23 protein-coding genes are annotated in these 26,579 nt (G+C 58.8%); 15 read left to right on the forward strand and 8 right to left on the reverse strand.

The window, feature by feature from the left end; translation table 11 throughout:
• Positions 1–87 precede the first annotated feature (87 nt).
• From ccoM to ACMXYH_RS25535, 3 genes are all read right to left on the reverse strand, one after another.
• The gene (gene ccoM, locus ACMXYH_RS25525; RefSeq protein ID WP_010462558.1) at positions 88–201 is read right to left on the reverse strand and encodes a cytochrome c oxidase subunit CcoM; all 114 of its coding nucleotides are present in this window, start codon (positions 199–201) and stop codon (positions 88–90) included.
• Positions 202–345: 144 nt separating this feature from the next.
• On the reverse strand, positions 346–507 hold the full coding sequence (locus ACMXYH_RS25530; protein ID WP_095128014.1) for a hypothetical protein: 162 nt from the start codon (positions 505–507) through the stop codon (positions 346–348).
• A gap of 100 nt (positions 508–607) precedes the next feature.
• On the reverse strand, positions 608–949 hold the full coding sequence (locus ACMXYH_RS25535) for an aspartate-semialdehyde dehydrogenase (protein ID WP_095128015.1): 342 nt from the start codon (positions 947–949) through the stop codon (positions 608–610).
• Between the two features lie 252 nt (positions 950–1,201).
• Between ACMXYH_RS25535 and rapA the strand changes: the two genes are divergently transcribed.
• Positions 1,202–4,048, forward strand: coding sequence for an RNA polymerase-associated protein RapA (gene rapA, locus ACMXYH_RS25540; protein WP_415765345.1), 2,847 nt, complete (start codon positions 1,202–1,204; stop codon positions 4,046–4,048).
• 181 nt (positions 4,049–4,229) lie between these two features.
• Here the strand turns inward: rapA and ACMXYH_RS25545 are convergent, their stop codons facing one another.
• The gene (locus ACMXYH_RS25545; protein ID WP_415765346.1) at positions 4,230–5,579 is read right to left on the reverse strand and encodes a spinster family MFS transporter; all 1,350 of its coding nucleotides are present in this window, start codon (positions 5,577–5,579) and stop codon (positions 4,230–4,232) included.
• A 288-nt stretch (positions 5,580–5,867) separates the two neighbouring features.
• Here ACMXYH_RS25545 and ACMXYH_RS25550 point away from each other — a divergent pair, with 288 nt between their 5' ends.
• A complete protein-coding gene (locus ACMXYH_RS25550; RefSeq protein ID WP_415765347.1) occupies positions 5,868–8,150 on the forward strand; it encodes a putative bifunctional diguanylate cyclase/phosphodiesterase in 2,283 nt (760 codons plus the stop codon).
• Here ACMXYH_RS25550 and ACMXYH_RS25555 read toward each other — a convergent pair.
• Positions 8,041–8,937, reverse strand: a complete 897-nt coding sequence (locus tag ACMXYH_RS25555; RefSeq protein ID WP_129441801.1) for an NAD(P)-dependent oxidoreductase — start codon at positions 8,935–8,937, stop codon at positions 8,041–8,043. The genes ACMXYH_RS25550 and ACMXYH_RS25555 overlap by 110 nt on opposite strands.
• 199 nt (positions 8,938–9,136) lie before the next feature.
• On the opposite strand from ACMXYH_RS25555, the gene ACMXYH_RS25560 reads away from it, so the two are divergent.
• Positions 9,137–11,338 (forward strand): hypothetical protein, encoded by a 2,202-nt coding sequence (locus tag ACMXYH_RS25560; protein ID WP_415765348.1) that lies wholly within the window; start codon positions 9,137–9,139, stop codon positions 11,336–11,338.
• A 316-nt stretch (positions 11,339–11,654) separates the two neighbouring features.
• On the opposite strand, the gene ACMXYH_RS25565 is transcribed toward ACMXYH_RS25560, so the two are convergent.
• Positions 11,655–11,960 (reverse strand): DUF2288 domain-containing protein, encoded by a 306-nt coding sequence (locus tag ACMXYH_RS25565; RefSeq protein ID WP_129441798.1) that lies wholly within the window; start codon positions 11,958–11,960, stop codon positions 11,655–11,657.
• Between the two features lie 338 nt (positions 11,961–12,298).
• Between ACMXYH_RS25565 and ACMXYH_RS25570 the strand changes: the two genes are divergently transcribed.
• The 6 genes from ACMXYH_RS25570 to ACMXYH_RS25595 all read left to right on the forward strand — a co-directional run bounded on the left by ACMXYH_RS25570 (position 12,299) and on the right by ACMXYH_RS25595 (position 18,097).
• On the forward strand, positions 12,299–13,426 hold the full coding sequence (locus tag ACMXYH_RS25570; protein ID WP_056739311.1) for a branched-chain amino acid ABC transporter substrate-binding protein: 1,128 nt from the start codon (positions 12,299–12,301) through the stop codon (positions 13,424–13,426).
• A 232-nt stretch (positions 13,427–13,658) separates the two neighbouring features.
• On the forward strand, positions 13,659–14,582 hold the full coding sequence (livH, locus tag ACMXYH_RS25575) for a high-affinity branched-chain amino acid ABC transporter permease LivH (protein ID WP_046046220.1): 924 nt from the start codon (positions 13,659–13,661) through the stop codon (positions 14,580–14,582).
• Entirely contained in the window at positions 14,579–15,835 is a 1,257-nt protein-coding gene (locus ACMXYH_RS25580) for a high-affinity branched-chain amino acid ABC transporter permease LivM (RefSeq protein WP_129441794.1), read from the forward strand. Before livH ends, ACMXYH_RS25580 begins: the two co-directional genes overlap by 4 nt.
• Positions 15,832–16,599 carry a high-affinity branched-chain amino acid ABC transporter ATP-binding protein LivG gene (gene livG / locus ACMXYH_RS25585; RefSeq protein WP_129441792.1) on the forward strand — a complete coding sequence of 256 codons (768 nt, stop codon included), beginning with the start codon at positions 15,832–15,834 and terminating at the stop codon, positions 16,597–16,599. Before ACMXYH_RS25580 ends, livG begins: the two co-directional genes overlap by 4 nt.
• Positions 16,600–17,301 (forward strand): ABC transporter ATP-binding protein, encoded by a 702-nt coding sequence (locus ACMXYH_RS25590; RefSeq protein WP_008147292.1) that lies wholly within the window; start codon positions 16,600–16,602, stop codon positions 17,299–17,301.
• Positions 17,302–17,845: 544 nt separating this feature from the next.
• Positions 17,846–18,097: a DUF6124 family protein gene (locus tag ACMXYH_RS25595; protein WP_134418809.1), complete on the forward strand. Its 252-nt coding sequence runs from the start codon at positions 17,846–17,848 to the stop codon at positions 18,095–18,097.
• Between the two features lie 109 nt (positions 18,098–18,206).
• On the opposite strand, the gene ACMXYH_RS25600 is transcribed toward ACMXYH_RS25595, so the two are convergent.
• Entirely contained in the window at positions 18,207–19,127 is a 921-nt protein-coding gene (locus tag ACMXYH_RS25600) for a LysR family transcriptional regulator (RefSeq protein WP_129441788.1), read from the reverse strand.
• Between the two features lie 105 nt (positions 19,128–19,232).
• Between ACMXYH_RS25600 and ACMXYH_RS25605 the strand changes: the two genes are divergently transcribed.
• The 3 genes from ACMXYH_RS25605 to ACMXYH_RS25615 all read left to right on the forward strand — a co-directional run bounded on the left by ACMXYH_RS25605 (position 19,233) and on the right by ACMXYH_RS25615 (position 22,375).
• Positions 19,233–19,832 (forward strand): short chain dehydrogenase, encoded by a 600-nt coding sequence (locus ACMXYH_RS25605; RefSeq protein WP_415765350.1) that lies wholly within the window; start codon positions 19,233–19,235, stop codon positions 19,830–19,832.
• Between the two features lie 180 nt (positions 19,833–20,012).
• Positions 20,013–20,666 carry a COG3650 family protein gene (locus ACMXYH_RS25610; protein ID WP_415765351.1) on the forward strand — a complete coding sequence of 218 codons (654 nt, stop codon included), beginning with the start codon at positions 20,013–20,015 and terminating at the stop codon, positions 20,664–20,666.
• Between the two features lie 95 nt (positions 20,667–20,761).
• Positions 20,762–22,375, forward strand: coding sequence for an NAD(P)/FAD-dependent oxidoreductase (locus ACMXYH_RS25615; protein WP_415765352.1), 1,614 nt, complete (start codon positions 20,762–20,764; stop codon positions 22,373–22,375).
• Positions 22,376–22,509: 134 nt separating this feature from the next.
• Here ACMXYH_RS25615 and ACMXYH_RS25620 read toward each other — a convergent pair whose 3' ends face one another.
• A complete protein-coding gene (locus ACMXYH_RS25620) occupies positions 22,510–23,604 on the reverse strand; it encodes a PLP-dependent cysteine synthase family protein (RefSeq protein WP_149629062.1) in 1,095 nt (364 codons plus the stop codon).
• A 208-nt stretch (positions 23,605–23,812) separates the two neighbouring features.
• Between ACMXYH_RS25620 and nhaA the strand changes: the two genes are divergently transcribed.
• The 3 genes from nhaA to ACMXYH_RS25635 all read left to right on the forward strand — a co-directional run bounded on the left by nhaA (position 23,813) and on the right by ACMXYH_RS25635 (position 26,533).
• On the forward strand, positions 23,813–25,000 hold the full coding sequence (gene nhaA / locus ACMXYH_RS25625; RefSeq protein WP_134418806.1) for a Na+/H+ antiporter NhaA: 1,188 nt from the start codon (positions 23,813–23,815) through the stop codon (positions 24,998–25,000).
• 121 nt (positions 25,001–25,121) lie between these two features.
• A complete protein-coding gene (locus tag ACMXYH_RS25630; protein WP_415765353.1) occupies positions 25,122–26,306 on the forward strand; it encodes a colicin E3/pyocin S6 family cytotoxin in 1,185 nt (394 codons plus the stop codon).
• Entirely contained in the window at positions 26,303–26,533 is a 231-nt protein-coding gene (locus ACMXYH_RS25635) for a DUF7683 domain-containing protein (RefSeq protein ID WP_134418804.1), read from the forward strand. The genes ACMXYH_RS25630 and ACMXYH_RS25635 overlap by 4 nt, the downstream gene beginning before the upstream one ends.
• Positions 26,534–26,579: the final 46 nt, after the last annotated feature.

Below are 26,579 nucleotides of genomic sequence, written 5' to 3' on the forward strand. Positions count from 1 at the left end.
GTACATCCGACAGATTTTCGCACGCAAAAAAAAAGGGCAACCGAAGTTGCCCAAAATGCCTTGCGTGCTCATTGCTTCCAGAAAGACCTACGGTTTGCGCTTATGCGAATCCTTCCAGATAAAAAATCCAAACCCTGCAAAAAACAGAACCATGAGGCCGACTGTCAGCACTCCGGCGATCACCACGTTGTCGAAAAACATGACTGGCCTCCTGCACTTGCCTTGTTGCGATGGGGCTAAGTTAACCAATCAGGCAGGAGAAGAAATTGACCGGGATCAATGTCGCCCGAGACTGGGCGTAAAGGAGGGGAAATAACTGACCTGCATCAACCGATGCAGGGTGTTTCAACGCTTTTTCGGTTTGTTCTTCGGCTTCTTCTTCGCTTTACCCAACGGCATGGCGTGCTCGAACGCCTGGCGCACTTCGTTCAGGCGCTTTTCATTAAGGTCATGAACCCGCTTGGCGCGTTCGGCATTGAGGTCGATCAGTTTGTCGTCTTGGCTCATGGTGCTCAGTGCATCGCTTGGAATGAAATTCAGTTGCCGCATTTGCAGGCAAGGATGTGCCAATAATGCGGTCTGATGGCAGCGCTGACCAGCCGTGACCTCAAATCTGGATATCGACCCACAAACCCTGCCGTGGCTGATCTTCCATCAATGGCGCCACTGGTACGGTATTGTCGGCGTTGAGCTCGTCACCGGGAATCGCCAGGTGCTCTTCGGGATCTTCATCGGCTTCGCGGCGACGCCTTTGCTGTTCCTGCTTGCGGCGCTGTTCCTCGCGCAGTTGAAACGCTGCCTCTTCCGGATCGCGCTGTTGCAGGTCGATGGTGCTTTCGTTGGAGCTTTCCTGCACCGGCACCACGGGCGGAATATCCGGCCGCTGGCGAATCGGATCCTGCTGTGAGGTGATTGGCACGGCACTCAAGGGGAGCATCGGTGGAAGCATAATTATTAGTCTCCTGTCAGCAGTCTGTCGGCTGCGGGGATGCCGACTTGAGCCATCGGTCGCAAACTGTGACCCGTTTGGCACTTGTAGGAGCTGCCGCAGGCTGCGATCTTTATCGGACAACATAGAACTCAAGCGTTCCCCAAGATCAAAAGATCGCAGCCTTCGGCAGCTTCTATGCCGTAAACCTTTTGGTCTGGAGGGCCGATTCCGTTAAGATAGCCCGCTTTTTCAAGGTGGGAGTCAGGCAGCATGGCGCAGCAGTATCAACCGGGGCAACGCTGGATCAGTGACAGCGAAGCCGAGCTGGGTTTAGGCACCGTTCTGGCACAGGACGGCCGCTTGTTGACCGTGCTCTACCCGGCCACTGGCGAGACTCGCCAGTACGCGCTACGGAATGCGCCCCTCACCCGCGTGCGGTTTTCGCCGGGTGACTCGATCACTCACTTCGAAGGCTGGAAACTGACCGTACAAGAAGTCGACGACGTCGACGGCCTGCTGGTTTACCACGGCCTCAACGGGCATAACGAAGTGGTTACCCTGCCGGAAACCCAACTGTCGAACTTCATTCAGTTCCGTCTGGCCAGCGATCGTTTGTTCGCCGGGCAGATCGACCCGCTGGCCTGGTTCTCCCTGCGATACAACACCCTGGAACACACCAGCCGCCAGTTGCAGTCCGCACTTTGGGGCCTCGGTGGCGTGCGTGCGCAACCGATCGCGCACCAGCTGCACATCGCCCGTGAAGTCGCCGACCGCATTGCGCCGCGGGTGTTGCTGGCAGACGAAGTGGGTCTGGGTAAAACCATCGAAGCCGGCCTGGTGATCCATCGCCAACTGCTCTCGGGCCGCGCCAACCGCGTGCTGATCCTGGTTCCGGAGAACCTGCAGCACCAGTGGCTGGTGGAGATGCGCCGCCGTTTCAACCTGCAAGTCGCGCTGTTCGACGAAGAACGCTTCATCGAAAGCGATGCCGCCAACCCGTTCGAAGACACCCAGCTCGCGCTGGTTGCACTCGAGTGGCTGGTGGAAGACGAGAAGGCTCAGGACGCGCTGTTCGCCGCCGGTTGGGACCTGATGGTGGTCGACGAAGCCCACCACCTGGTGTGGCACGAAGACAAGGCCAGCCCGGAATACTCGCTGGTCGAACAACTGGCCGAAGTGATTCCCGGCGTCCTGCTGCTGACCGCGACCCCGGAACAACTGGGCCAGGACAGCCACTTTGCGCGTCTGCGCCTGCTCGATCCGAACCGTTTCCATGACCTGCACGCCTTCCGCGCCGAGAGCGAAAACTATCGCCCGGTGGCCGAAGCCGTTCAGGAGCTGCTGGACAAGGGGCGCCTGTCGCCTGAAGCGCACAAAACCATTCACGGTTTCCTCGGCAACGAAGGGGAAGCCTTGCTGGCGGCAGTTAACGATGGCGATATCGAAGCCAGCGCCCGTCTGGTCCGCGAACTGCTTGACCGCCACGGCACCGGCCGCGTGCTGTTCCGCAACACCCGCGCCGCCGTGCAGGGTTTCCCGGAGCGCAAGCTGCACCCGTACCCGCTACCATGCCCCGACGAATACCTCGAACTGCCGTTGGGCGATCACGCCGAGCTGTACCCGGAAGTCAGCTTCCAGGCCCAGCCGGACGCCAACGAAGAAGAACGCTGGTGGAAATTCGACCCGCGGGTCGAGTGGCTGATCGACACGCTAAAGATGCTCAAGCGCACCAAAGTGCTGGTGATCTGCGCCCACGCTGAAACTGCCATGGACCTGGAAGACGCCCTGCGCGTGCGTTCCGGCATTCCGGCCACGGTCTTCCACGAAGGCATGAACATCCTCGAGCGTGACCGCGCCGCGGCCTACTTCGCCGACGAAGAATTTGGCGCGCAAGTGCTGATCTGTTCGGAAATCGGCAGTGAAGGTCGCAACTTCCAGTTCTCGCACCACTTGGTGCTGTTCGATCTGCCCGCGCACCCGGACCTGCTGGAGCAGCGTATCGGCCGTCTGGACCGGATCGGCCAGAAGCACATCATCGAAGTGCACGTGCCGTACCTGGAAACCAGCCCGCAAGAGCGCCTGTTCCAGTGGTACCACGAAGCACTGAATGCATTCCTCAACACGTGCCCGACCGGCAACGCCCTGCAGCATCGGTTCGGCCCGCGCCTGCTGCCGCTGCTGGAAAATGCCGATGACGGCGAGTGGCAAGCGCTGATCGACGAAGCCCGTGCCGAGCGTGAACGTCTGGAAGCCGAGTTGCACACTGGCCGCGACCGCTTGCTGGAGCTCAACTCCGGCGGCGCTGGCGAAGGCGATGCGCTAGTCGAAGACATTCTTGAGCAAGACGATCAGTTCGCCCTGCCGATCTACATGGAAACCCTGTTCGACGCGTTCGGCATCGACAGCGAAGACCACTCGGAAAACGCGCTGATCCTCAAGCCGAGCGAAAAAATGCTCGACGCCAGCTTCCCGCTGGGCGACGACGAAGGCGTGACCATTACGTACGACCGCAACCAGGCGCTGTCTCGCGAAGACATGCAGTTCATCACCTGGGAGCACCCGATGGTTCAGGGCGGCATGGACCTGGTCTTGTCCGGTTCCATGGGCAACACCGCCGTGGCGCTGATCAAGAACAAGGCGTTGAAACCAGGCACCGTGTTGCTGGAGCTGCTTTACGTCAGCGAAGTGGTTGCCCCGCGCTCGCTGCAACTGGGCCGTTACCTGCCACCGGCCGCCCTGCGCTGCCTGCTCGATGCCAATGGCAACGACCTGTCGGCCCGGGTCTCGTTCGAAACCCTTAACGATCAGCTGGAAAGCGTGCCGCGTGCCAGTGCCAACAAGTTCATCCAGGCCCAGCGCGACCAGCTGACGCCACGGATCAACGCCGGCGAAGAGAAGATCTTCCCGCGTCACGCCGAGCGCGTGGCTGAGGCGCAGCGTCGTCTGGCCGCCGACACCGACGAAGAACTGGCGCGCCTGACTGCCTTGCAAGCGGTCAATCCGACCGTGCGTGACAGCGAACTGGTTGCCCTGCGCAAGCAACGCGAGCAAGGCCTGGCCATGCTCGACAAGGCTGCGCTGCGACTGGAAGCGATTCGGGTGTTGGTGGCGGGTTAAGTCCCCTGCTCTGCCCCGCTAAAACAAAGAAGGCCCGCAGCGATGCGGGCCTTTTTTTGTCTGCTTGATTGTTGCTGTGCTGCTGATGGCCTCTTCGCGAGCAAGCCCGCTCCCACATTCGACCGCATTTCTCCTGAAAGAACTCGGTCAACTGTGGGAGCGGGCTTGCTCGCGAAGGCTATCATGCAGTCACCGCAGCCCCCACAGGCTCAACCACCGCCACCAACCCTTCCTTCATCCGCTTGGCATCACGCACAAAACACCGTGAAGCCAGGAACAGAAACACCATGGTGAAAAACAGCGCCACCGGGATCAAATACATCGCGTCATGCAAGCCGACAGCCTTGAACGCCTCGGTCATCTGTTCAGCACCGGCCGAGAGCATCGCCGTATGCGCAAAGTGGTCGGACAATGCGCCCACCACCACCGGCCCCAAACCGCCACCCAGCAAATACAATCCGGCAAAGAACAGCGCCATGGCCGTGGCCCGCAAGCGCGGCTCGACTACGTCCTGAATGGCGGTATAAACGCAGGTGTAGAAGTTGTAGGCAAACAACCAGCCCACACTGAACACCGCCACAAATACCCCGATCTCGATCCGCCCGGAATGCAGCGCCCAAGCGGTGCACAAGGTCGAGATGATCAAGCTGAACGCGGCAAACAGCAGTCGCCCATTGGCCACCCGCTGGTGAATCTTGTCAGCCACCCAACCGCCCAGTGTCAGGCCGAACAACCCGGTCACACCGACGATCACCCCGGTCGCCACTGCCGCTTCCTGCAGCGGCATCAGGAAATAGCGCTGCAGCATCGGCACCAGAAACGAGTTGCAGGCATACGTGGCGAAGTTGAAGCACAGCCCCGCCATCACCAGCCACAGGAAAGTCGGCACCGCCAGCACCCGACGGATCGGCCGGTCTATGCGCTCCTGCGAGACTTGCACACTCTCTGCGGCGCCGCGTTTCGGTTCCTTGATAAAGAACATGAAGACCGCCAGGATCAGCCCCGGCACTGCCGCGATAAAGAACGGCGCGCGCCAGCTGTCGAACGCCTTGACCATCGCGCCGATGGTGAAGAACGCCAACAGCAACCCCAACGGCAGCCCCAGCATGAAGATACCCATCGCCCGCGCCCGACGGTGGGCCGGGAACAGGTCGCCGATCAGCGAGTTGGCGGCCGGTGCGTAACTGGCTTCACCGATGCCAATGCCCATGCGCACGATCAGGAAAGCCCAGAAACTCCCCACCAGTCCGTTGACCGCTGTCAGCCCGCTCCACGCCGCCAGGCCCCAGCCCATCAATTTACTGCGTGAACCGGTATCGGCCATCCTCCCGAGAGGCAGGCCGGCAATGGCATAAACGAGGGTGAATGCAGTACCGATGATCCCCAGCTGAAAGTCGCTGAGGTGCCATTCCATGCGGATCGGTTCGATGATGATGGCCGGAATGGTGCGATCGAAGAAGTTGAACAGGTTCGCCAGGAACAGCAGGAACAGAATGCGCCAGGCATTCGCCGCTTGGGTCGAGTTCTGCATGGGTCCGTCTCTTTTATTGTTATTGGGGCTTCACTGCCAACGCATCCGAGCCCAGAACCTGCAATCTAGTCAGGCCCGCCAGAGCTGTCTGTCATTATTTGTAAAGCTGATATCCGCCCATGGAGGATGTCGCAGCTGATACAACTTTTATTTCCAAACGCTCTAACGCTGATTCCAAAATGGTTAGGGCCGATGTGCCACTATCGTTTGCACTCTAAACATGCCTTCTATACTCCAAAGCATTCGCCAGCGTTCATGGCGCCAGCCAGGATGACAATGGGGCATGCTATGGAGTGGCTTGGTTTGCATTTCATTACCGAGCTGACGGCGAACGGCCAGGTAATACTCAACTGCACAAATGACCCTTTTCTGGTACTGCTGGCGTATTTAGTCGCCTGTGTCGGCAGCTTTGCCACATTGGACATGGCCGAACGGGTCGGTCACTCGGAAAAACCCGCCTCGCAGCGGCTCTGGCGCTGGGTCGGCGCCGGTTGCCTGGCGGGCGGGATCTGGGCCATGCACTTCATTGGCATGCTAGCGTTTCAGGCTCCGATCGACATTCAATATGAATTGCCCATCACCCTCCTTTCTCTGTTGATCGCCCTGCTCGCCTCGTGGCTGGCCATGCATGCTCTCAGTCATCCCCGCCTGAGTTTTTGGCAATATCTCCAGGCTTCGATCTGCATTGGCCTGGGTATTGCCACCATGCATTACGTGGGCATGACCGCCATGCGTTCGAGTGCGATGGCCTATTACCAACCAGCGCTATTCGCCCTCTCCATTGTGATCGCCATCGGTGCCAGCCTTGCAGCCCTGCTGATATCAAGTCATCTGCGCGACGGCACCGGTCTGTTCCATCAACTGCTCAAATACAGCGCCAGTCTGGTGCTCGGGGCAGGCATCATCAGCATGCACTTCACGGGCATGGCCGCCTTCAATCTGGTGCTGCCCGCCGACAGCCTCCAGCCGCTGCCCGGCGAAAACAATCATCTGCAACTGGGTCTGACGGTGGCGATCATGACGCTGCTGATCATCGGCAGCAGCATCAGCGCGGCGCTGGCGGACAAGAAGTTGCAAAACAAGGAGCGCGACCTGCAACGGGTCAACGCCCTGCTCAGTCAACTGGACCAGGCGAGGATGTCGTTACAACAGGTGGCGCACTACGACCCCCTGACCAACCTCATCAACCGCCGTGGTTTCAACCAGATCTTCGCCGAGAAGCTCATGGAGAAAACCAACGAAGGCGGCATGCTGGCGGTGCTGTTCCTGGACATCGACCATTTCAAGCGGATCAACGACAGCCTCGGCCATGATGCCGGCGACGAATTGCTCAAAGTATTGGCCAGCCACATCAAGGGTTCGGTGCGCAGCCACGAAGATGTGGTTGCGCGTTTCGGCGGAGACGAATTCTGCATCCTCATCGGCCTGCACGATCGTGAAGAAGCGCGGCACATGGCCCAACGCATCATGCTGAAAATGCAGGAGCCCATCGAGCTGTCCGGCCGGCGCATGGTCATGACCACCAGTATCGGCATCAGCTTGTTTCCGCAAGATGGCAAGACCTGTGAAGAGTTGCTGAAAAACGCTGACCTGGCGCTGTATCAGTCCAAGGACAGCGGACGCAATGGCCTGAATTTCTTCAGCGAAGACCTGAAAACCCGCGCAACGCTGGAACTGCAACTGGAAGAAGAACTGCGCCACGCCCTGCGCGAAAACACTGGGCTGATGCTCTATTACCAACCGATCTACGACCTGAAAACCGGCCAAGTCAGCAAGCTTGAAGCGCTGATCCGCTGGCAACATCCGGTTCACGGACTGCTGGCACCGGACCGGTTCATTGCCATCGCCGAGGCCAACGGCCTGATCGCCGAACTGGACCACTGGGTCCTGCGCAAAGCCTGTGAGGATCTGGGCGAGTTGTCGCGTCAGGGTTGCGAAGAACTCCACATCGCCGTGAACTGCTCGCCCCTGAACCTGGCGCGCGAAGAATTGGCCGATGAAATCGAACACGCACTGCGGCGCGCCGGAGTGGCGCCGCAGCGGCTGGAACTGGAAGTGACCGAGAACGCCTTGATGGGCAACATCGCCAACACGGCGGTGTTGCTGCGCCAGATTCGCGCCCTCGGCGTTTCGCTGTCGATTGACGACTTCGGCACCGGTTATTCCTCTCTGGCCTACCTCAAGCGCCTACCACTCAATACGCTGAAGATCGACCGCTCGTTCATTCAGGACATTCCCAAGGCCACCCAGGACATGGAAATCGTTCAAGCGATCATCGTCATGGCCCACACGCTGCATTTGCAGGTGGTGACCGAAGGCGTCGAAACCCTTGAGCAATACGAGTTTCTGGAGCGTAACGGCTGCGACTTCGTGCAGGGCTACTTGCTCAGTCGTCCGGTACCGCTCGCGCAATTGCGTCCCGTGCTGAGCGAAATCAACCAGCGCAAGCACTCGCACACTGTCAGCCCTTTGAGTCTGGCTCGCGGTACAACTGCACTAGCGTCGACGGATCTTTTTCCAGGAATCCCTGGCTCCCATGCAGGCGCATCAACTGTGCGGCCAGTCCACTGATCGGCGTGGCCGAGCCTTGCTCACGGGAAAACTTCACCGCGGTATCGAGGTCCTTGAGCAACGTACGCACATGCCATTTCACCGGTTCGAAACGGCTGTCGGCCATTTGCGGACCCAGAATCTGCAACGGCTTTGAATCGGCGAAACCACCGGCCAGCGCCTCGGCGATCAGACGGGCGTCGACCCCGGAACGCTCGGCCAACGCCACCACTTCGGCGATCACCAGCGCGTTGCAGGCGACGATCATCTGATTACAAGCCTTGGTCACCTGCCCCGCTCCGACGGCGCCCATGTGGGTCACGCGCTGGCCGAGGCTCAACAGCACAGGCCTGACGCGCTCAAGATCCGCCGTTTCACCGCCCACCATGATCGCCAGGCTGCCGGCCTCGGCACCGACCACTCCGCCGGACACGGGTGCATCCAGCCAGCTCATGCCGGTTTGGCTGACCAGCGCTGTCGCCATTTCCCGCGTCGCGGTAGGTTCCAGGCTGGAAAAATCCACCAGCAGTTGACCACTTTTACCACCCTCCGCAACCCCGGCCGGGCCAAACACCACCTCGCGAACCACCGAGGTGTCCGCCAGGCACAGCATCACCACGTCAGCGTGCTGACACAGCTCAGCCGGCGTGGCGACCTGTCGTGCACCGGCCTCGACCAGCGGCGCGCACTTGGCTGGATTGCGGTTCCACACCGTCAGCGGATAACCCGCTGCCAGCAGTCGACGGCACATCGGCAAGCCCATCAAGCCGACCCCGGCAAACCCGAGTGAAGGTAACGCTGCCATCATTTGGCCTCCTTTTGATTAAAGATCATCGAATATTGGCCGATTCATCATGACTTAGGAAAGGATTCCCCCGAGCGATGCTCTCAGGCCAAGGCCCTGACGCTTGGGCCAAATACGCGCTGAAAAAAGACGCAAGATCCCATCCGTGATGGTTCGACGACATCGTGTCGCTCAACCAACCAGCCCAGGTACATGGCGCACAATGACTTCTAAAAACAATCCGGCCACTGCGATATCCGATCTGACGTTGAGCCCCGCGGCGAACAGCCCCGCACCGTCGAAGCCATTGACGCCATCGCGCCCGTTATCGACTCAGCAATACCTGTACTTCACCGAAACCAATACCGACCGCATCCTCGATAACCTCGACGGCCTGCGCGACATGGTGTTCCCGCGCCCACCGCACCTGGACGGTGACAGCGAACAGCACAGCGATCAGGAATTCCCGTCGGTGTGCCTGATCGGCCTGGGCCGCTGCGGCTCGAACATCGCGCTGGACGTCGCCGAGCTGGTGTACAACGCCCGCAAGTTCTACCTCAACGAATTCAACAACGAAGATCGCCTGTCGCCGGACAAGCGCTTCGCCGAAAAGGGCTACAGCCCGGCACAGTGGATTCGCAACAACCTGCGTCTGGGGCCGAACAAGGCCACCAAACCGGTGTTCCTGGTAGAACCGCTGGTCATGCTCGGCGACCTGGACAAAGACATCGCCGGCCGCATCCGTTTCTCACGCAAAGGCGAAAAAAGCGGTTTCCTGCGCGACTACAGCAAAATGAAAATCATGGACTTGTCGGAAGTCCACGCCGGTGGCGCCGGTAACGCGCCGATCCTCGGTCAGTACCTGGCCAAGATCATCCTGAACAAGGACACCCAGCGTTTCTCCAGCCCTGACTGGAAGATGATTCACTCGTACCTGATCGACAGCTGCGGGATCAAGGCCAACCAGTCGCGCCTGTATTTCTCGATCTTCAGTGCCGGCGGCGGTACCGGTTCGGGTATGGCCTCGGAATTCGGCCTGGCTCAGCAGCACTCGTACATGAACAAGACGTTCGACACCAAGCCGATGGACGAGCACGACGGCAAGAGCGGTCATTCCTTCGTCTTCGAGCCGATCTTCACCAGCGGCATTTGCGTGTTGCCGAACATTTCCGATCACCGCAGCGAAATGTCCGAGGCGCTGCACATCAACGCCGGTCGCCTGCTGTGCAAATACCTGTCGGAAGAGTGGGACTTCTCTTACAACTTCGCCAACGAAGACAGCAGCGAAGCCAGTGTCATGGGCCGTATCCGCCCATGGAACGCCATGATGCTGATCTCCAACGACATCATGCGTTACGCCGAAGAAAGCGATGACGGCAACATCCAGAACATCGACGTCAATGCGATGGAAAAGCACGCTAACCAATACATCTCACAGCAGATCTTCAACATTCTGACGGCGCAAGCGGTCACCACCGACTACGACCAGAACTATTTCCGTCGCGCCGGCATCGACATTGGCGAAACCATTCGCCTGGACGCCAACGACCTGTTCATGAGCCTGGCAGGCCCTGTAGCGATTGCCTACGCCGAGTCCGTGGTGCCGGAAACTCCGCCGCCGAGTAGCGACAAGTTCAAGGTGTTCGAGAAAGAACCTCAGCGCCTGAACATCGACGACTTGTTCTTCCGCTCCATCGACTTGCCGCACTTCAACAAAGTGACCCAGGCGATCGAAGGCATCAGCCTGTTGCCGATCGAATCCAAGCGCTATCGCGCCTCGCTGGAGCAGTACAAGAATTCGGGATACGACGCGGCCGCGTTGCACGACCTGCACTTCTTCAAGAACTGCTCGTCGGTGGTCTCGATCGTGTCCTTGCCGAAGGACTACAAGCTGTCCTACATGGACCTGAACCGGTTGAAGACTCACCTCAACAGCCTGTTCCCGAACACCACGCTCAAGCGTTATGCGCTGGTCATCGGCGCCTCGGCCAACTTGTCGTTGACCACCCTGATCGCCAAGAGCCCGTGCCTGTCGGACGATTTCCTGACGCTGATCGTGGCCTTCATCAAGCGTTGCTTCGCGAAAAACCCGTACCGCTTCGACGAGACCCTGGATAACTCGATCCTGGACTTCATCATTAATGAAGATTTCGACGAAGACCGGATCGACGAGCTGCTGAATGAGTTCGAGAACCCGGCGAAGATCCTCGACACCAACTGGTACGCAATCAAACCGATGTACGAGAAGAAGTACCGCGAGTTGATCAATGACAAAGACAAGTTCGTCTCGATCAATGACATTCGCCTGTCCCGGGATTGCGTGAAGAAGGCGATCAAGTACTTGCGCGAGATTTATCGTCACCGGATTGGCAAGACCAAGGTTATTTCGCTGAATAACCATACTGGCAAGACGTTCTCGGTCTGACACAAAACCGCGTCGCGGCCATTCGCGAGCAAGCCCCCACATTTTGACCGTATTTTTTCAGAAAGAATGCGATCAAATGTGGGAGCGGCGGTGCGACGATTCGACTTGCTCGCGAAAGCGGTCTCACATCCGACACCAATCCCAACATTCAGAAACAATTAAGCAGCCATCAGGCTGCTCGATAAACTGTTCCCGTTACGTTTACGTCACCGTGATGCTGGCCCGCCTGTGGCCTTTCTCTACGGCAACATGCCATCACGCTACTCGGCTACACACTTTTGCCCGACAAAGCCACGCACCAATAGAGTGCAAGCATTCAGCTCGTCGCCCTTTCCTGGATCAGAATCCACGGCGATACGACCACTGCCCACAGCTCCGGATCACGTTCAAAAAGATCCAGCGCCCGCGTTTCAGACAGCTTGGCGACCTTGTCGGCGGCCAGCCAGGCAGCCACTTTCTCGCCTTCGTCGGTTGCCACTGCCTGCGCTGCAGCAATCAAATCCAGACCGGGGTCGACCCACAATAGGGCACCCTTGGCGAAGAACGGCTCCAGCTCCTTCCAGGTAATAGATGCGGTTTCACCAAGCAGCTTGGCATAGAGGGTGCTAGGTTCTTGAGTCATGGGTCCTGTCCGGAAAACAAATCGACGTCATCATAACGTTGGTGTTCTGGCAGAAAAACCCGGATGCAATTGAGTTACCGATTGAAAACAGCAGGAAAGCCAAGGATTGCTGATATTTCAGCTATAACCCCCGCCGCCATTCTGTCTTTTTCTTTCAAAAAAGCGACACCCTCAGGTTTTGCCCCCTGGCGCCAGCTTCCCAGGCTAACAATTGGCGCTCTACACTGTACCGGTACAGTTGCCGGGGGCATTTTCCGGAGGATATCGAAGATATCTGACCCGGTTCTGCTGCTACGGCGCCAGGACTATAAAAACTACAACAGTAAGAGTGGAGCACTATGACTAAGGCTACTAAGCAGATTTCCAAACTGTTTGCCGCTATGGTTCTGGCCGGGGTTGCCAGCCATTCGTTCGCAGCTGACACCATCAAGATCGGCATCGCCGGCCCTAAAACCGGCCCTGTAGCCCAATACGGCGACATGCAGTTCAGTGGCGCCAAAATGGCCATCGAACAGATCAACGCCAAAGGCGGCGTAGACGGCAAGAAACTCGAAGCCGTTGAATACGATGACGCCTGTGATCCAAAACAAGCGGTAGCGGTTGCGAACAAAGTCGTCAACGACGGCGTCAAGTTCGTGGTCGGTCACCTGTGCTCCAGCTCCACTCAACCGGCTTCGGACATTTACGAAGACGAAGGCGTGATCATGATCACCCCGGCGGCCACCAGCCCGGACATCACTTCCCGTGGTTACAAAATGGTGTTCCGCACCATCGGTCTGGACAGCGCCCAGGGCCCTGCCGCCGGTAACTACATTGCCGACTTCGTAAAACCGAAGATCGTTGCTGTTCTGCACGACAAACAGCAATACGGTGAAGGCATCGCCACCGCCGTGAAGAAAACCCTGGAAGGCAAAAACGTCAAGGTTGCCGTGTTCGAAGGCATCAACGCCGGCGACAAAGACTTCTCTTCGATGATCTCCAAGCTCAAGCAAGCCAACGTCGACTTCGTCTACTACGGCGGCTACCACCCGGAGCTGGGTCTGATCCTGCGTCAAGCACAGGAAAAAGGTCTGAAAGCCAAGTTCATGGGTCCGGAAGGCGTGGGTAACGACTCCATTTCGCAGATTGCCAAAGACGCTTCCGAAGGTCTGCTGGTAACCCTGCCGAAATCCTTCGACCAGGATCCGGCCAACATCGCCCTGGCTGATGCGTTCAAAGCCAAGAAAGAAGATCCGAGCGGTCCGTTCGTGTTCCCGGCCTATTCGGCTGTGACCGTGATTGCCGACGGCATCAAGGCTGCCAAGAGCGAAGACGCTGCCAAAGTGGCTGAAGCTATCCACGCCGGCACATTCAAAACCCCGACTGGCGACCTGAGCTTCGACGCCAAGGGCGACCTGAAAGACTTCAAATTTGTGGTTTACGAGTGGCACTTCGGCAAACCTAAAACTGAAGCCAAGCCTCAGTAAGGCGTTGCCTGACTGACTGCCAATAAAGCCCACGGCGTGCCGTGGGCTTTGTTTTACGAACGTATTGGGCCGCGCTGGCGTGATCCGCCAGTCTCCCCACCTGAAAATCTCAAAACCGTCATCAGCGGTTCGCTGGCAAACCTCGCGTTCGAAGTGGATGCAGATCCACGGGGCTCGAGCGGGAAAATGACTCCACCAGTGAAATGCGTATCAGGTTTTTAGGAGCGCTGTAATGCCTGACATCTATCACTTTTTCCAACAGCTGGTTAATGGTCTGACCATTGGCAGCACGTATGCCCTGATCGCCATCGGCTATACGATGGTTTACGGCATCATTGGAATGATCAACTTCGCCCACGGCGAGGTGTACATGATTGGTTCCTACGTGGCGTTCATCGCCATTGCGGGCCTGTCCATGATGGGACTCGACAGTGTTCCGCTGTTGATGACCGCCGCTTTTCTCGCGACCATCGTCGTGACCAGTGCCTACGGCTACAGCATCGAACGGATCGCCTACCGCCCTTTGCGCGGCAGCAACCGTCTGATCCCGCTGATTTCCGCCATCGGCATGTCGATCTTCCTGCAGAACACGGTTCTGCTGGCGCAAGACTCCAAGGACAAATCCATCCCCAACCTGATCCCCGGTAACTTCTCCATCGGGCCAGGTGGCGCACAAGAAGTGCTGATTTCCTACATGCAAATCGTGGTGTTCGTGGTGACCTTTGTCGCCATGCTCGGCCTGACGCTGTTCATCTCCCGCTCTCGCCTGGGTCGCGCCTGCCGCGCCTGTGCCGAAGACATCAAGATGGCCAACCTCTTGGGTATCAACACCAACAACATCATCGCCCTGACCTTCGTCATCGGTGCCGCACTGGCAGCCATCGCGGCTGTGTTGCTGAGCATGCAATACGGCGTGATCAACCCGAATGCCGGTTTCCTGGTCGGCCTCAAGGCCTTCACCGCAGCGGTACTGGGCGGCATCGGCAGCATCCCCGGAGCCATGCTCGGCGGGATCGTGCTTGGGGTGGCGGAAGCCTTTGGTGCCGATATCTTCGGCGACCAGTACAAGGACGTCGTGGCGTTCGGCTTATTGGTTCTGGTGTTGTTGTTCCGGCCAACCGGCCTGTTGGGCCGTCCGGAGGTTGAAAAAGTATGACTAGGAATCTTAAACAGGCGTTGTTCAGCGCCTTGCTGGTGTGGGCTGTTGCCTACCCGGTACTCGGTCTGAAACTGACCATTGTCGGCATCAACCTCGAAGTCCATGGCACCAGCACTGCAACGCTGATCACCATCGCCGTATGCTCGGTGTTGATGTTCCTGCGGGTGCTGTTCGACCACCAGATCAGCGCAGCCTGGAAATCCTCGCCGAACATGCCGGTGATGCCGGCCAAGGCCAGTACTTTCTTGACCCTGCCGACCACTCAGCGCTGGATCATCATCGCGTTGATCATCGGTGCGCTGGTCTGGCCGTTCTTCGGCTCCCGCGGTGCGGTGGATATTGCCACCCTGGTGCTGATCTACGTGATGCTCGGCCTGGGCCTGAACATCGTGGTCGGTCTGGCCGGTCTGCTCGACCTCGGTTACGTCGGCTTCTATGCCGTCGGCGCCTACAGCTATGCGCTGCTGTCGCACTACTACGGTCTGAGCTTCTGGATCTGCCTGCCAATCGCCGGGATGATGGCGGCCACCTTCGGCTTCCTGCTCGGCTTCCCGGTCCTGCGTCTGCGCGGTGACTATCTGGCGATCGTGACGCTGGGCTTCGGTGAAATCATCCGTCTGTTCCTGCGTAACCTGACCGGCCTCACGGGTGGTCCGAACGGCATCAGCAACATCGAGAAACCGACGTTCTTCGGCCTGACCTTCGAACGTAAAGCCGCTGAAGGCCTGCAGACGTTCCACGAGTACTTCGGTCTGGAATACAACTCGATCAACAAGGTGATCTTCCTTTACCTCGTTGCGCTGTTGCTGGCGCTGTTTGCCCTGTTCGTCATCAATCGCTTGCTGCGCATGCCGCTGGGCCGTGCCTGGGAAGCGCTGCGTGAAGACGAAATCGCCTGCCGTGCGTTGGGTCTCAATCCTACGGTCATCAAGCTCTCGGCCTTCACCCTCGGTGCGTGCTTCGCCGGTTTCGCCGGCAGCTTCTTCGCCGCGCGTCAGGGCCTGGTGACACCGGAGTCGTTCACCTTCATCGAGTCGGCGACCATCCTCGCCATCGTGGTGCTGGGTGGCATGGGCTCGCAACTGGGCGTCGTACTTGCTGCCACGGTGATGATCCTGTTGCCGGAGATGATGCGTGAGTTCAGTGAATACCGCATGTTGATGTTCGGCGCCTTGATGGTGCTGATGATGATCTGGCGTCCTCAAGGTCTGCTGCCTATGCAACGCCCCCACATGGAGCTGCGCAAATGAGCCGCGAGATCCTTAAAGTCGAAAATCTGAGCATGCGCTTCGGCGGCTTGCTGGCGGTCAACGGCGTAGCCCTGAGCGTGAAGGAAAAACAGGTCGTGGCACTGATCGGCCCCAACGGCGCCGGCAAGACCACCGTGTTCAACTGCCTGACCGGTTTCTACCAGCCGAGTGGCGGCAGCATCCTGCTGGACGGCGAGCCGATCCAGGGCCTGCCCGGCCACAAAATCGCCCTCAAAGGCGTGGTGCGCACCTTTCAGAACGTGCGGTTGTTCAAGGACATGACGGCGGTCGAGAACCTCTTGATCGCCCAGCACCGTCACCTGAACACCAACTTCCTGGCCGGTCTGTTCAAGACCCCGGCGTTCCGCAAGAGCGAGCGCGAGGCCATGGAATTCGCCGAGTTCTGGCTGGACAAGGTCAACCTCAAGGCCTTCGCCAACCGTCCGGCCGGCACCCTGGCCTACGGTCAGCAACGTCGTCTGGAAATCGCTCGCTGCATGATGACCCGCCCGCGGATCCTCATGCTCGACGAACCGGCCGCCGGCCTGAACCCGAAGGAAACCGAAGACCTCAAGGCGCTGATCAGCATGTTGCGTGAAGAGCACAACGTCACCGTGCTGCTGATCGAACACGACATGAAACTGGTCATGAGCATTTCCGACCACATCGTCGTGATCAACCAGGGCACGCCTCTGGCCAACGGCACGCCGGAACAGATCCGCGACAATCCCGAAGTGATCAAAGCCTACCTGGGGGAAGCGTAAATGCTGCAATTCGAAAACGTTTCCACCTTCTACGGCAAGATCCAGGCCCTGCACAGCGTCAACGTCGAAGTCCGCCAGGGCGAGATCGTGACCCTGATCGGCGCCAACGGTGCCGGCAAGTCGACCCTGCTGATGACGCTCTGCGGTTCGCCGCAAGCCCACAGCGGCAGCATCCGCTACATGGGTGAGGAATTGGTCGGTCAGAGCTCCTCGCAGATCATGCGCAAAAGCATCGCAGTCGTGCCGGAAGGCCGTCGGGTGTTTGCCCGTCTGACCGTGGAAGAAAACCTCGCCATGGGCGGGTTCTTCACCGACAAGGGCGATTATCAGGAACAGATGGACAAGGTTCTCGGACTTTTCCCACGCCTGAAAGAACGCTTCGCCCAACGCGGCGGCACCATGTCCGGCGGCGAACAGCAAATGCTCGCCATCGGCCGTGCGCTGATGAGCAAACCCAAACTGTTGCTGCTCGACGAACCTTCGTTGGGCCTGGCACCGATCATCATCCAGCAGATCTTCGACATCATCGAACAGCTGCGCAAAGATGGCGTGACGGTGTTTTTGGTGGAGCAGAACGCCAACCAGGCGCTGAAAATTGCTGACCGTGCGTACGTTCTGGAGAACGGCCGGGTGGTGATGACAGGCACCGGTGAAGCGCTGCTGACCGACCCGAAAGTGCGTGAAGCGTACTTGGGTGGTTGAATCTTCGCGGTAAACAAAAAACGGCCTTCGGGCCGTTTTTTTATGCCTGTCACAAACTTCATGACAATGAAGATTTCCCCGTAGGAGCTGCCGAAGGCTGCGATCTTTTGATCTGGATCTTCGGTGGTTCTGGTGAAAATCAAGATCAAAAGATCGCAGCCTTCGGCAGCTCCTACCAGGTTTTTTTAGTGTTTTGGAGAGCGTGTTTAATCAGTGTCCGTGTTACTTCCTGCAAGCTACAACGCCTTGCGTCGTTGCCTACAGCTACGCCAGAATCCGCCGGCTTGTGCGCCTGGGGACCGGCCTCTATCGTTTCCCTGCCACTGCCCATCAGTGGTCGGGTTTAGTCGCTCGGTTGTTTTGCACAGAAACGCATAAGCGCCAAAAAGTCAGGTATCCCTTTCCTGCACTTGATGGCGGCTGTGTGCAGGGCGCCTTCGGGCGCGCCGAGTTTCTGTGCTCATCGGTCGACTAACCTGCATACAGCTGCCACCCATTCGTTTAGTCGCGAACCGGGCGTAGCCCTTACAGCGAGCACAAACCTATGTTCAAGAACTCACCCAACCCCCCACACAATCCCAGCCCGATGTTTGTCGTCGCGCCCGGTATCGATGTGCAAACCCTGTTGGGCCATGCCTGCGAATCACTAGCGTCGGCAAGTGTGATGGCCAGCAATTTCGCCGCTTCCCTGGAAGGTTCGCACCGCAACATGCTGCTCGGTATCCAGCAAAGCATCATGCTGGGCGAGCTGGCGGTGAATCGGGCGCTGGATCAAATCGACCCACAAGAATCCTGACAACGAAGATCCAATGTGGGAGCGAGCTTGCTCGCGATGACTATTTCACATTCAACAGTGATGTTGACTGACTCACCGCTATCGCGAGCAAGCTCGCTCCCACAGGGATCTATGTGGTGTGCTGGAGTCTATCCAGCGCCTCACCGCTGCGCTTGAACCAGCCAATCAAGTAATCCGCCAACACCTGCGTGCGCTTCGGCAAACCGCCCTGATACGGGTGAACCAGGTACATCGGCATGCGGCGGGTCTGATAGTCACGCAGGAGCCAGCGCAAACGTCCGTCAGCCAATTCCGATTGCAGCAGGTAGGACGGCAACCGCGCAATGCCGGCGCCGGCCAGTGCCGCTTTCTTCAGCAGGCTGTAATGGTTGCTGGCGAACGGTCCCGATACGCGAACCCGCAACAACTCGTGTTGCTGGTGATAGAGCCACTCTTCGCGGCCGCTGTAATGACTGTTGAGCAGACAGCGGTGGTCAGCGAGGGCTTGAGGCGTCAACGGTTCGCCGTATTGCTCAAGGTAAGCCGGGCTGGCGCAGGTCATTTCGTGCCAGGCTAATAGCGGCCGGGCCACCAGGCGCTCGTCATTGCCCACCTCGGAGCGAACCGCGAGATCAAACCCGTCGCGGGACAAATCACGGTAGCTGTTGCTCAGGTCTAGCTCGATCTGCACCTCGGGGTACTTGCCGGAAAACTCCAGCAACAAGCCATCGAAAAAGGTTTCCCCCAGCGATACCGGAACCGTCATCCGCACCGGCCCGGCCATGTCGTCCTTCAGTCGCGCCAATGCCTGACGCGCCCTTTCGACTTGGACTACGAGCGCCTGGGCTTGCGGCAACAGCGCCGCACCCGCAGCGGTCAGGCTCAATCGGCGGGTGGTGCGTTGCAGCAGCACCACTGAAAACCGCGATTCCAGTTGGCTGATGCGCTTGGATAGCTGCCCCTTGCTGCACCCCAATTGCTGCGCCGCCAAGGTAAAACTCCCCGCTTCGATCAACACCGCAAACGCTGCCAGATCATCCATTTCGCTCATGGATTGTTTCCATTTGAAAACCAAAGGTTGCCTATTAGCGCGCTTATCAATGGAAAAAACCACTCTAGACTTCAACCTCGTTTAACCACTTCGAGGAACAACACGATGAAAATTCTTTTGATAGGCGCAGGCGGCACCATTGGTTCGGCGGTCGACAAGGAGCTGTCCGAGCGTCACGAGATCATCCGCATCGGCCGCAACAGCGGTGATTTCCATGTGGATATCAGCGACAGCGCTTCGATTCGCAAGCTGTTCGAGCAAACCGGCAAGTTCGATGCACTGGTCTGCGCTGCCGGCAACGTGACCTTCGCACCCCTCGGTGAAATGACCGAAGAAAGCTTCGCCCTGGGCCTGAAAGACAAGTTGATGGGCCAGGTCAGTCTGCTGCTGATCGGCCGCGAATTCGCCAACGACGGCGCGTCGTTCACCTTCACCACCGGGGTGCTCAGCCACGACCCGATTCGCAGCGGCGCCTCGGCAGCGCTGGTCAATGGCGCCCTCGACAGCTTTGTCCGTGCCGCAGCGATCGAACTGCCTCGCGGTCTGCGCGTCAATTCGGTGAGCCCTAACGTACTGGTCGAGGCCATGGGCAAATACGCGCCGTATTTCCGCGGCTACAAACCGGTTCCGGCAGCGGATGTGGCTCTGGCCTACGCCAAAAGTGTGGAAGGCCTGCAAACAGGTCAGACCTTCCACGTCGGCTAAACAGCCAGAATCAAAAGATCGCAGGCTTCGCCAGCTCCTACAAAAGGCTCGGCGTACGCCCCGTAGGAGCTGCCGCAGGCTGCGATCTTTTGATCTTGATTTCAGGAAAGCGAGGACATGCAGGGTTGTGATGAACGGTCAGGCTGAGTAACGTGGCGGCACTTGTCTGGAGACTCAAAGATGCGTGTTGCCCGTTCCTTAGTCCTTATTGCCCTGCTTCCGTTGTTCGCCGCTTGCCAGTTGCTCGACGGCCCGCGTGAAAGTGCCTCCCACGTGGGCCAGACCCGCATGCAGGGCCAGTTGACGGCGGCGGACGGCAAGTTGCAGTTCCAACCGTGCAATGAACAACGCAGTTACGTGGTCAACGACACCGGCGGCACCAGCGTCCTGCAAGAGGCCGCAACCCTGGCCGACGCCCAGGGCAAGCTGTTCGCCGACGTGCGCGGGCGAATCGTCGACAGCCGCCTCGATCTTGCGCAGCTGTACCGCGTCGAGCGCTCGGGCACCGCGTGCAACGATCCGAATTTCAAATTGCTTATCCTGCGCGCCGCCGGCCATGGGCCTGAGTGGAACGTGAAAGTCAGCGGCAAAGGCATGGTCATCGAACGCGCCGGTCAGCCGCCATTGGCCGTGCCCTACGTTGAAGAGCAACTGGGCGATGGCCGCTTCAACCTCAGCACCGAAGCCAATAACCAGCACATCGAACTGTGGGTTGCACCGCAACGTTGCGTCGACAGCAGCACCGGCAGTGTCCAGCACATGAGCGCCGAGCTGCGCGTAGACGGTCAGGTTCAGCGTGGCTGCGGGTATTTCGGCGGATCGCGTAACGACTGATCGTTTTAGCCTCACGGGAATCATTCTTTGAGGCTTATAATCGCGGGCTTCAAACGCCTTGGCGCAGTTGTGCGCCCCGCGAACCGGATCCTGTCATGTTACGAATCACCGAACTCAAGCTGCCGATCGACCATCCCGAAGAAGACCTGCGCCCTGCCATCGTGCAGCGCCTGGGCATCACCAGTGATGACCTGCTCGATTTCACCTTGTTCAAGCGCAGCTACGATGCGCGCAAAAAGTCCTCCGAACTGTGCTTCATCTACACCATCGACCTCAACGTTCGCGATGAGGCGGCGGTGCTGCACACGTTCGCCGATGACCGTAACGTCAACGTAGCGCCGGATGTCAGCTACAAAGCGGTCGGCCAGGCGCCGACTGATCTTGAGCAACGTCCTGTCGTCGTGGGTTTCGGTCCGTGCGGGATTTTCGCCGGGCTGCTGCTGGCGCAAATGGGCTTCAAGCCGATCATCCTCGAGCGCGGCACCGAAGTGCGCCAGCGCACCAAGGACACCTGGGGCCTGTGGCGTAAAAGCGTGCTTAACCCGGAATCCAACGTGCAGTTCGGTGAAGGTGGCGCGGGGACGTTCTCTGACGGCAAGCTCTACAGCCAGATCAAGGACCCGAAATTCATCGGTCGCAAAGTCCTGCACGAGTTCGTCAAAGCGGGTGCGCCGGAAGAAATTCTCTACGTCAGCAAACCGCACATCGGTACGTTCCGTCTGACCGGTGTCGTGGAAAACATGCGTGAGCAGATTCGTGCGCTGGGTGGCGAAGTGCGCTTCCAGCAGCGGGTAACCGATGTGTTGATCGAGGATGGCCAACTGGTCGGCGTCGAGCTCAATGGCGGCGAGCAGATCCATTCGAAACACGTGATTCTGGCCCTCGGTCACAGCGCCCGGGACACCTTCCGTATGCTGCATGGCCGTGGCGTGTTCATTGAAGCCAAGCCGTTCTCGGTGGGTTTCCGCATCGAACACCCGCAGTCGCTGATCGACCGCGCACGCTTGGGCAAGTACGCCGGCCACCCGAAACTCGGGGCTGCCGACTACAAACTGGTGCACCACGCCAGCAACGGACGTTCGGTCTACAGCTTCTGCATGTGCCCGGGCGGCACCGTGGTGGCGGCGACGTCCGAGCCGGGCCGCGTGGTCACCAACGGCATGAGCCAATACTCGCGTAACGAACGCAACGCCAACTCCGGGATCGTCGTCGGGATCACCCCGGAAGTCGATTATCCGGGCGGCCCGCTGGCGGGTATCGAGTTGCAGGAACGCCTGGAATCCCACGCCTTTGTGCTGGGCGGCAGCAACTATGAAGCGCCGGCGCAACTGGTCGGCGACTTCATTGCCGGCAAGCCGTCCACCGAGTTGGGCAGCGTAGAACCGTCTTACAAACCGGGGGTTGCCTTGGGTGACTTGGCGCTGGCCTTGCCGGCGTTTGCCATCGAAGCCATTCGCGAAGCCTTGCCAGCGTTCGAGAAGCAGATACGCGGTTACTCGCTGCACGACGCGGTGTTGACCGGGATCGAGACACGTACGTCATCGCCGCTGCGGATTACCCGTGACGAGTCGATGCAAAGCCTGAACGTGAAAGGCTTGTTCCCGGCGGGTGAAGGCGCGGGTTATGCGGGCGGGATTCTGTCGGCGGGTGTCGATGGGATTCGGATTGCAGAAGCTGTGGCCCGCGACATCCTCGGCCTCGAAGCCTGATACGCAATCAATGAAACAAAGCAGAACCTGTGGGAGCGGGCTTGCTCGCGAAAGTGGTGGATCAGTCAACATCTTCGTTGAATGTTAAACCGTATTCGCGAGCAAGCCCGCTCCCACATTTGCTCTGCGGTGGATCAGATATTGGCGCGCAACACGCTGGCCGGCAGCGGCTCGCCGCGCTCGACACTCCCCGCCACGGCATCCATCAAACCACTCAACTCATACCCCTGGGCCTTGAGCCAAGCCTGATCGTAATAGGTGGTGGCATAGCGCTCGCCGCCATCACACAGAATCGCCACGATTGACCCCGACTCCCCCGCCGCCGCCATCTGCTGGGCCGCCATCAAGGCGCCGATCAGGTTGGTCCCGCTCGACCCGCCAACCCGACGTCCCAAACGCTGTGCCAGGTAATGCATGGCCGCCAGCGACAACGCGTCCGGCACCTTGACCATCGCATCGATCACTTTGGGCAGGAACGACGCTTCCACCCGAGGCCGGCCAATGCCTTCAATCCGCGAACCGCAATCCAGGCGCAGACTGGCGTCGCCGGTCTGGTAGTAATCGAAGAACACCGAGCGCTCGGCATCGGCGCAGAGCACGCGGGTGCAATGTTGGCGGTAACGCACGTAACGGCCTAGCGTCGCGGTGGTGCCGCCAGTGCCGGGGCTGGAGATCAGCCAGCTCGGCTCAGGGTGCAGCTCGAAGCGCATTTGCTGGAAGATCGACTCGGCGATGTTGTTGTTCGCCCGCCAGTCGGTAGCGCGCTCGGCATAGGTGAACTGGTCGATGAAATGCCCATCGTGTTCGCGGGCCAAGCGCTCGGATTCGGCGTAGATCTGCGTCGGATCATCGACCAGATGACTCTTGCCGCCGTAGAAAGCGATCTGCGCGATCTTCTCTTTGGAGGTGGTCGCCGGCATTACCGCAATGAACGGCAAGCCCAGCAAACTGGCGAAGTACGCCTCGGAAATCGCCGTCGAACCGCTGGACGCTTCAATCACCGGCGCCCCGGGCTTGAGCCAGCCGTTACACAGCGCATACAGAAACAGCGAGCGCGCCAAACGGTGCTTCAGACTGCCGGTGGGATGACTGGACTCATCCTTGAAATACAACTCGATGCCCGGAAAACCCGGCAGCGGCAAGGGAATCAGGTGGGTGTCGGCGCTGCGCTGAAAGTCGGCTTCGATGATCCGGATGGCTTCGCGGGCCCACTGTCGATTGTCGCTCATGGTGTTTTTCTCGTTGAGTCGGCCTTGTTGCAAGGCTCAGATAACAAGCTTAGGAAAAAACCTACATCACGCACAGGTACAGCTGAGGTTCAATACGCCCGGCAACTGCTTAACGGTATATAACAAAAAAGAATATAACTTTTGTTTTAACAACTAACGGTACGGGTTAGTGTGTGCCACCTTTTGAATTCATCGATGGAGAGCGACCTTGCCTCTGCGTAGCACTTTCACGCGTTTCTTCCAGTTGGAAGCTGCCAGCGGACTGTTATTGATCGCCGCTGCTGCTCTGGCTTTGATCATCAACAATTCCCCGCTGTCGTGGCTTTACAGCAGTTTTCTGGACACTCCGGTCGTGGCGCAGGTCGGCGCGTTGCAAATCGCCAAACCGGCGCTGCTGTGGATCAACGACGGCCTGATGGCCCTGTTCTTCCTGCTGATCGGCTTGGAAGTGAAGCGCGAAGTCCTCGACGGCCAACTGTCGAAACCGTCGCAAATCGTCCTGCCCGGCGCGGCGGCGATTGGCGGCATGGTGGTGCCGGCGCTGAGCTACTGGTTTCTGAACCGCGATGACCCGGCAGCCCTGGGTGGCTGGGCCATCCCGATGGCCACCGACATCGCCTTCGCCCTCGGCGTACTGGCCCTGCTGGGTAAGCGGGTACCGGTGTCGCTGAAGCTTTTTCTGATGACTTTGGCGATTATTGACGACCTCGGCGCAATCATCGTCATTGCGATCTTCTACTCGGGTACGCTCTCGACCCTTTCGCTGTCTCTGGCCGCGACGTGCATCGTGGCGTTGATCGCGATGAACCGGCTCGGCGTGGTCAAGCTCGGGCCGTACATGATCATCGGTTTGATCCTCTGGGTCTGTGTGCTCAAGAGCGGTGTCCACGCGACACTGGCCGGTGTGACCCTGGCCTTCTGCATTCCCCTGCGCACAAAAAACGCCGAACCCTCGCCGTTGCTTACCCTGGAACACGCTCTGCATCCATGGGTGGCCTACGGCATCCTGCCGCTGTTCGCCTTCGCCAACGCCGGCCTGTCCCTGAGCGGTGTGACCGTCGAAAGCTTCACCCACCACGTGCCGATGGGCATCGCGGTTGGCCTGCTGCTGGGCAAGACCCTCGGCGTGTTCGGCCTGACCTGGCTGGCCGTGAAAATCGGCATCGCCGCCCTGCCCCAAGGCGCCAACTGGGGCCAGGTGCTGGGCGTGGCAATCCTCTGCGGGATCGGTTTCACCATGAGTCTGTTTGTCGGCTCCCTGGCGTTTGAGCCGGGTGTCAGTGAATACGCCGGGATGGATCGGATGGGGATTTTGACCGGTTCGATATTGGCGGCATTGATGGGTTATGCGGTGACGGCGGCAGCGAGTCGCAAGAGCACTGCGTTGCCATCCTGATAATCAGAGACAACTCTTAGAGTCATTGAAGACTCGTCCTACAGCCACGATCAGCCTCGTTCGTTAACGTCGCACAGCCCCTTTTTTGGGGGCTGTCGACGTACGAACGCAAGGAAGATCAGTGGCTGGCAATAAGGACATTCCCCGGGTTCAGAACCCACCGTCAGGCGACGGGCATCACGTCACTCACCGCTTCATGACGGCCACCGAACTGGCCGCGCGGGATACCAGACAAAACGCTTACGACGCCATGCTCGCGAGGCAAGACGCCTTCGAACGGAGTCGTGAAGTTGTCGCGAAAAAACACGAAGCCGTTCGCGCAGGATGCGTATTCGCCAAGTCCTGCAAGCTGCCGGACGCCATCATCGATTACTCGAATCCTTCGGGAATGGTGCCCACCGACAGCCTCAAGGACTACGGAGAAGTCGCCTGGCTCGGTGCTTGTGAGGTAGACGACGCCGGGCTGCTGAATCTCGAAACCATCAGTGGCAGTACCGTCTCGCTCGGTATTGGCCGACTTGCACTGCGTACGCCGACTCTCGTCATTCCGGCCGCAGCACTCGGCGCTACTGGAGCTACCGTATTGGCCGGTCTGGCCGCAATTTTCTGGGTACCCGGCCTGGACGACAGCGCCCTCTACACCGAAGAACAATTACGCACCCTGAAACAGGCCCGCACCCGCGTTCGGCTGAGAGTCGAGCAACAGGCTGACGGCAGTCTCAAGGGATACGGTTTCTACACCGGCAAGAACCGCGATTGGGAAATGGTTGATGTCGCGCAGTTCAGTTTGCGCGGCAGCCAGCAGGTGGCGGATCTAGAGGATGGCGTTGAACTGATCTGGACACCGGCCGTGGATGGTTCCGACATCCTCGGTATTCCCGCGCTGGAAGCAGCTCCGCAAGCACCGCACATTTGGGTTTACCCGCCGACGAAAGCGGCGGATAGCATCATCGTGAATCCGGTTTACCCGCCTGAGTACAAGGATTTCATTCTTGTGTTTCCGGCGGGGTCGTTGGTGAAGCCGGTTTATATTGTGGTCAGTGTTTCTGACCATAAATACCATCCAGCACCGACTGGCTTAAGCGCGTTTCCTGACGCTACGAAAGCAAATCGTAAGACTGCGGTTAAAGGAGGCGGAAATCTTAGAAAACGCTGGAAAACCCCAAAGGGGACAATTTTTGAATGGGACTCACAGCACGGAACTGTCGAGATGTACGACAAACGTGGCCGTCATCTCGGTGAATATGATCCGATTACTGGCGAGCAAACAAAACTCGCAGACAACACTAGGAAAGTGGAACCATGATTTACCTCATCGAGGCATTTGATAAAAAAACCGAACTGCTCGTATTCGAAGAAGAATTACCGAATGGCTACGATGAAAAACTGAAAGCAATTATGGGATGGACGGTGGACCAACAGGGCTGGGAAGGATACAACCTCACGACAGAGCAGCTTGATGCCTTGGAAGAAATACTGGGGAAGAAAATATACGACCCAGCCTATCTTTTTCAACTGACCTGCAACGTTTAGAAATTGCAGCGCCTGCTTCTCATCCCAAACAAAAAACCCCGACCAG

Origin of the sequence: Pseudomonas frigoris (assembly GCF_047758635.1) — a bacterium.
Taxonomy (GTDB): Bacteria; Pseudomonadota; Gammaproteobacteria; order Pseudomonadales; family Pseudomonadaceae; genus Aquipseudomonas; species Aquipseudomonas frigoris.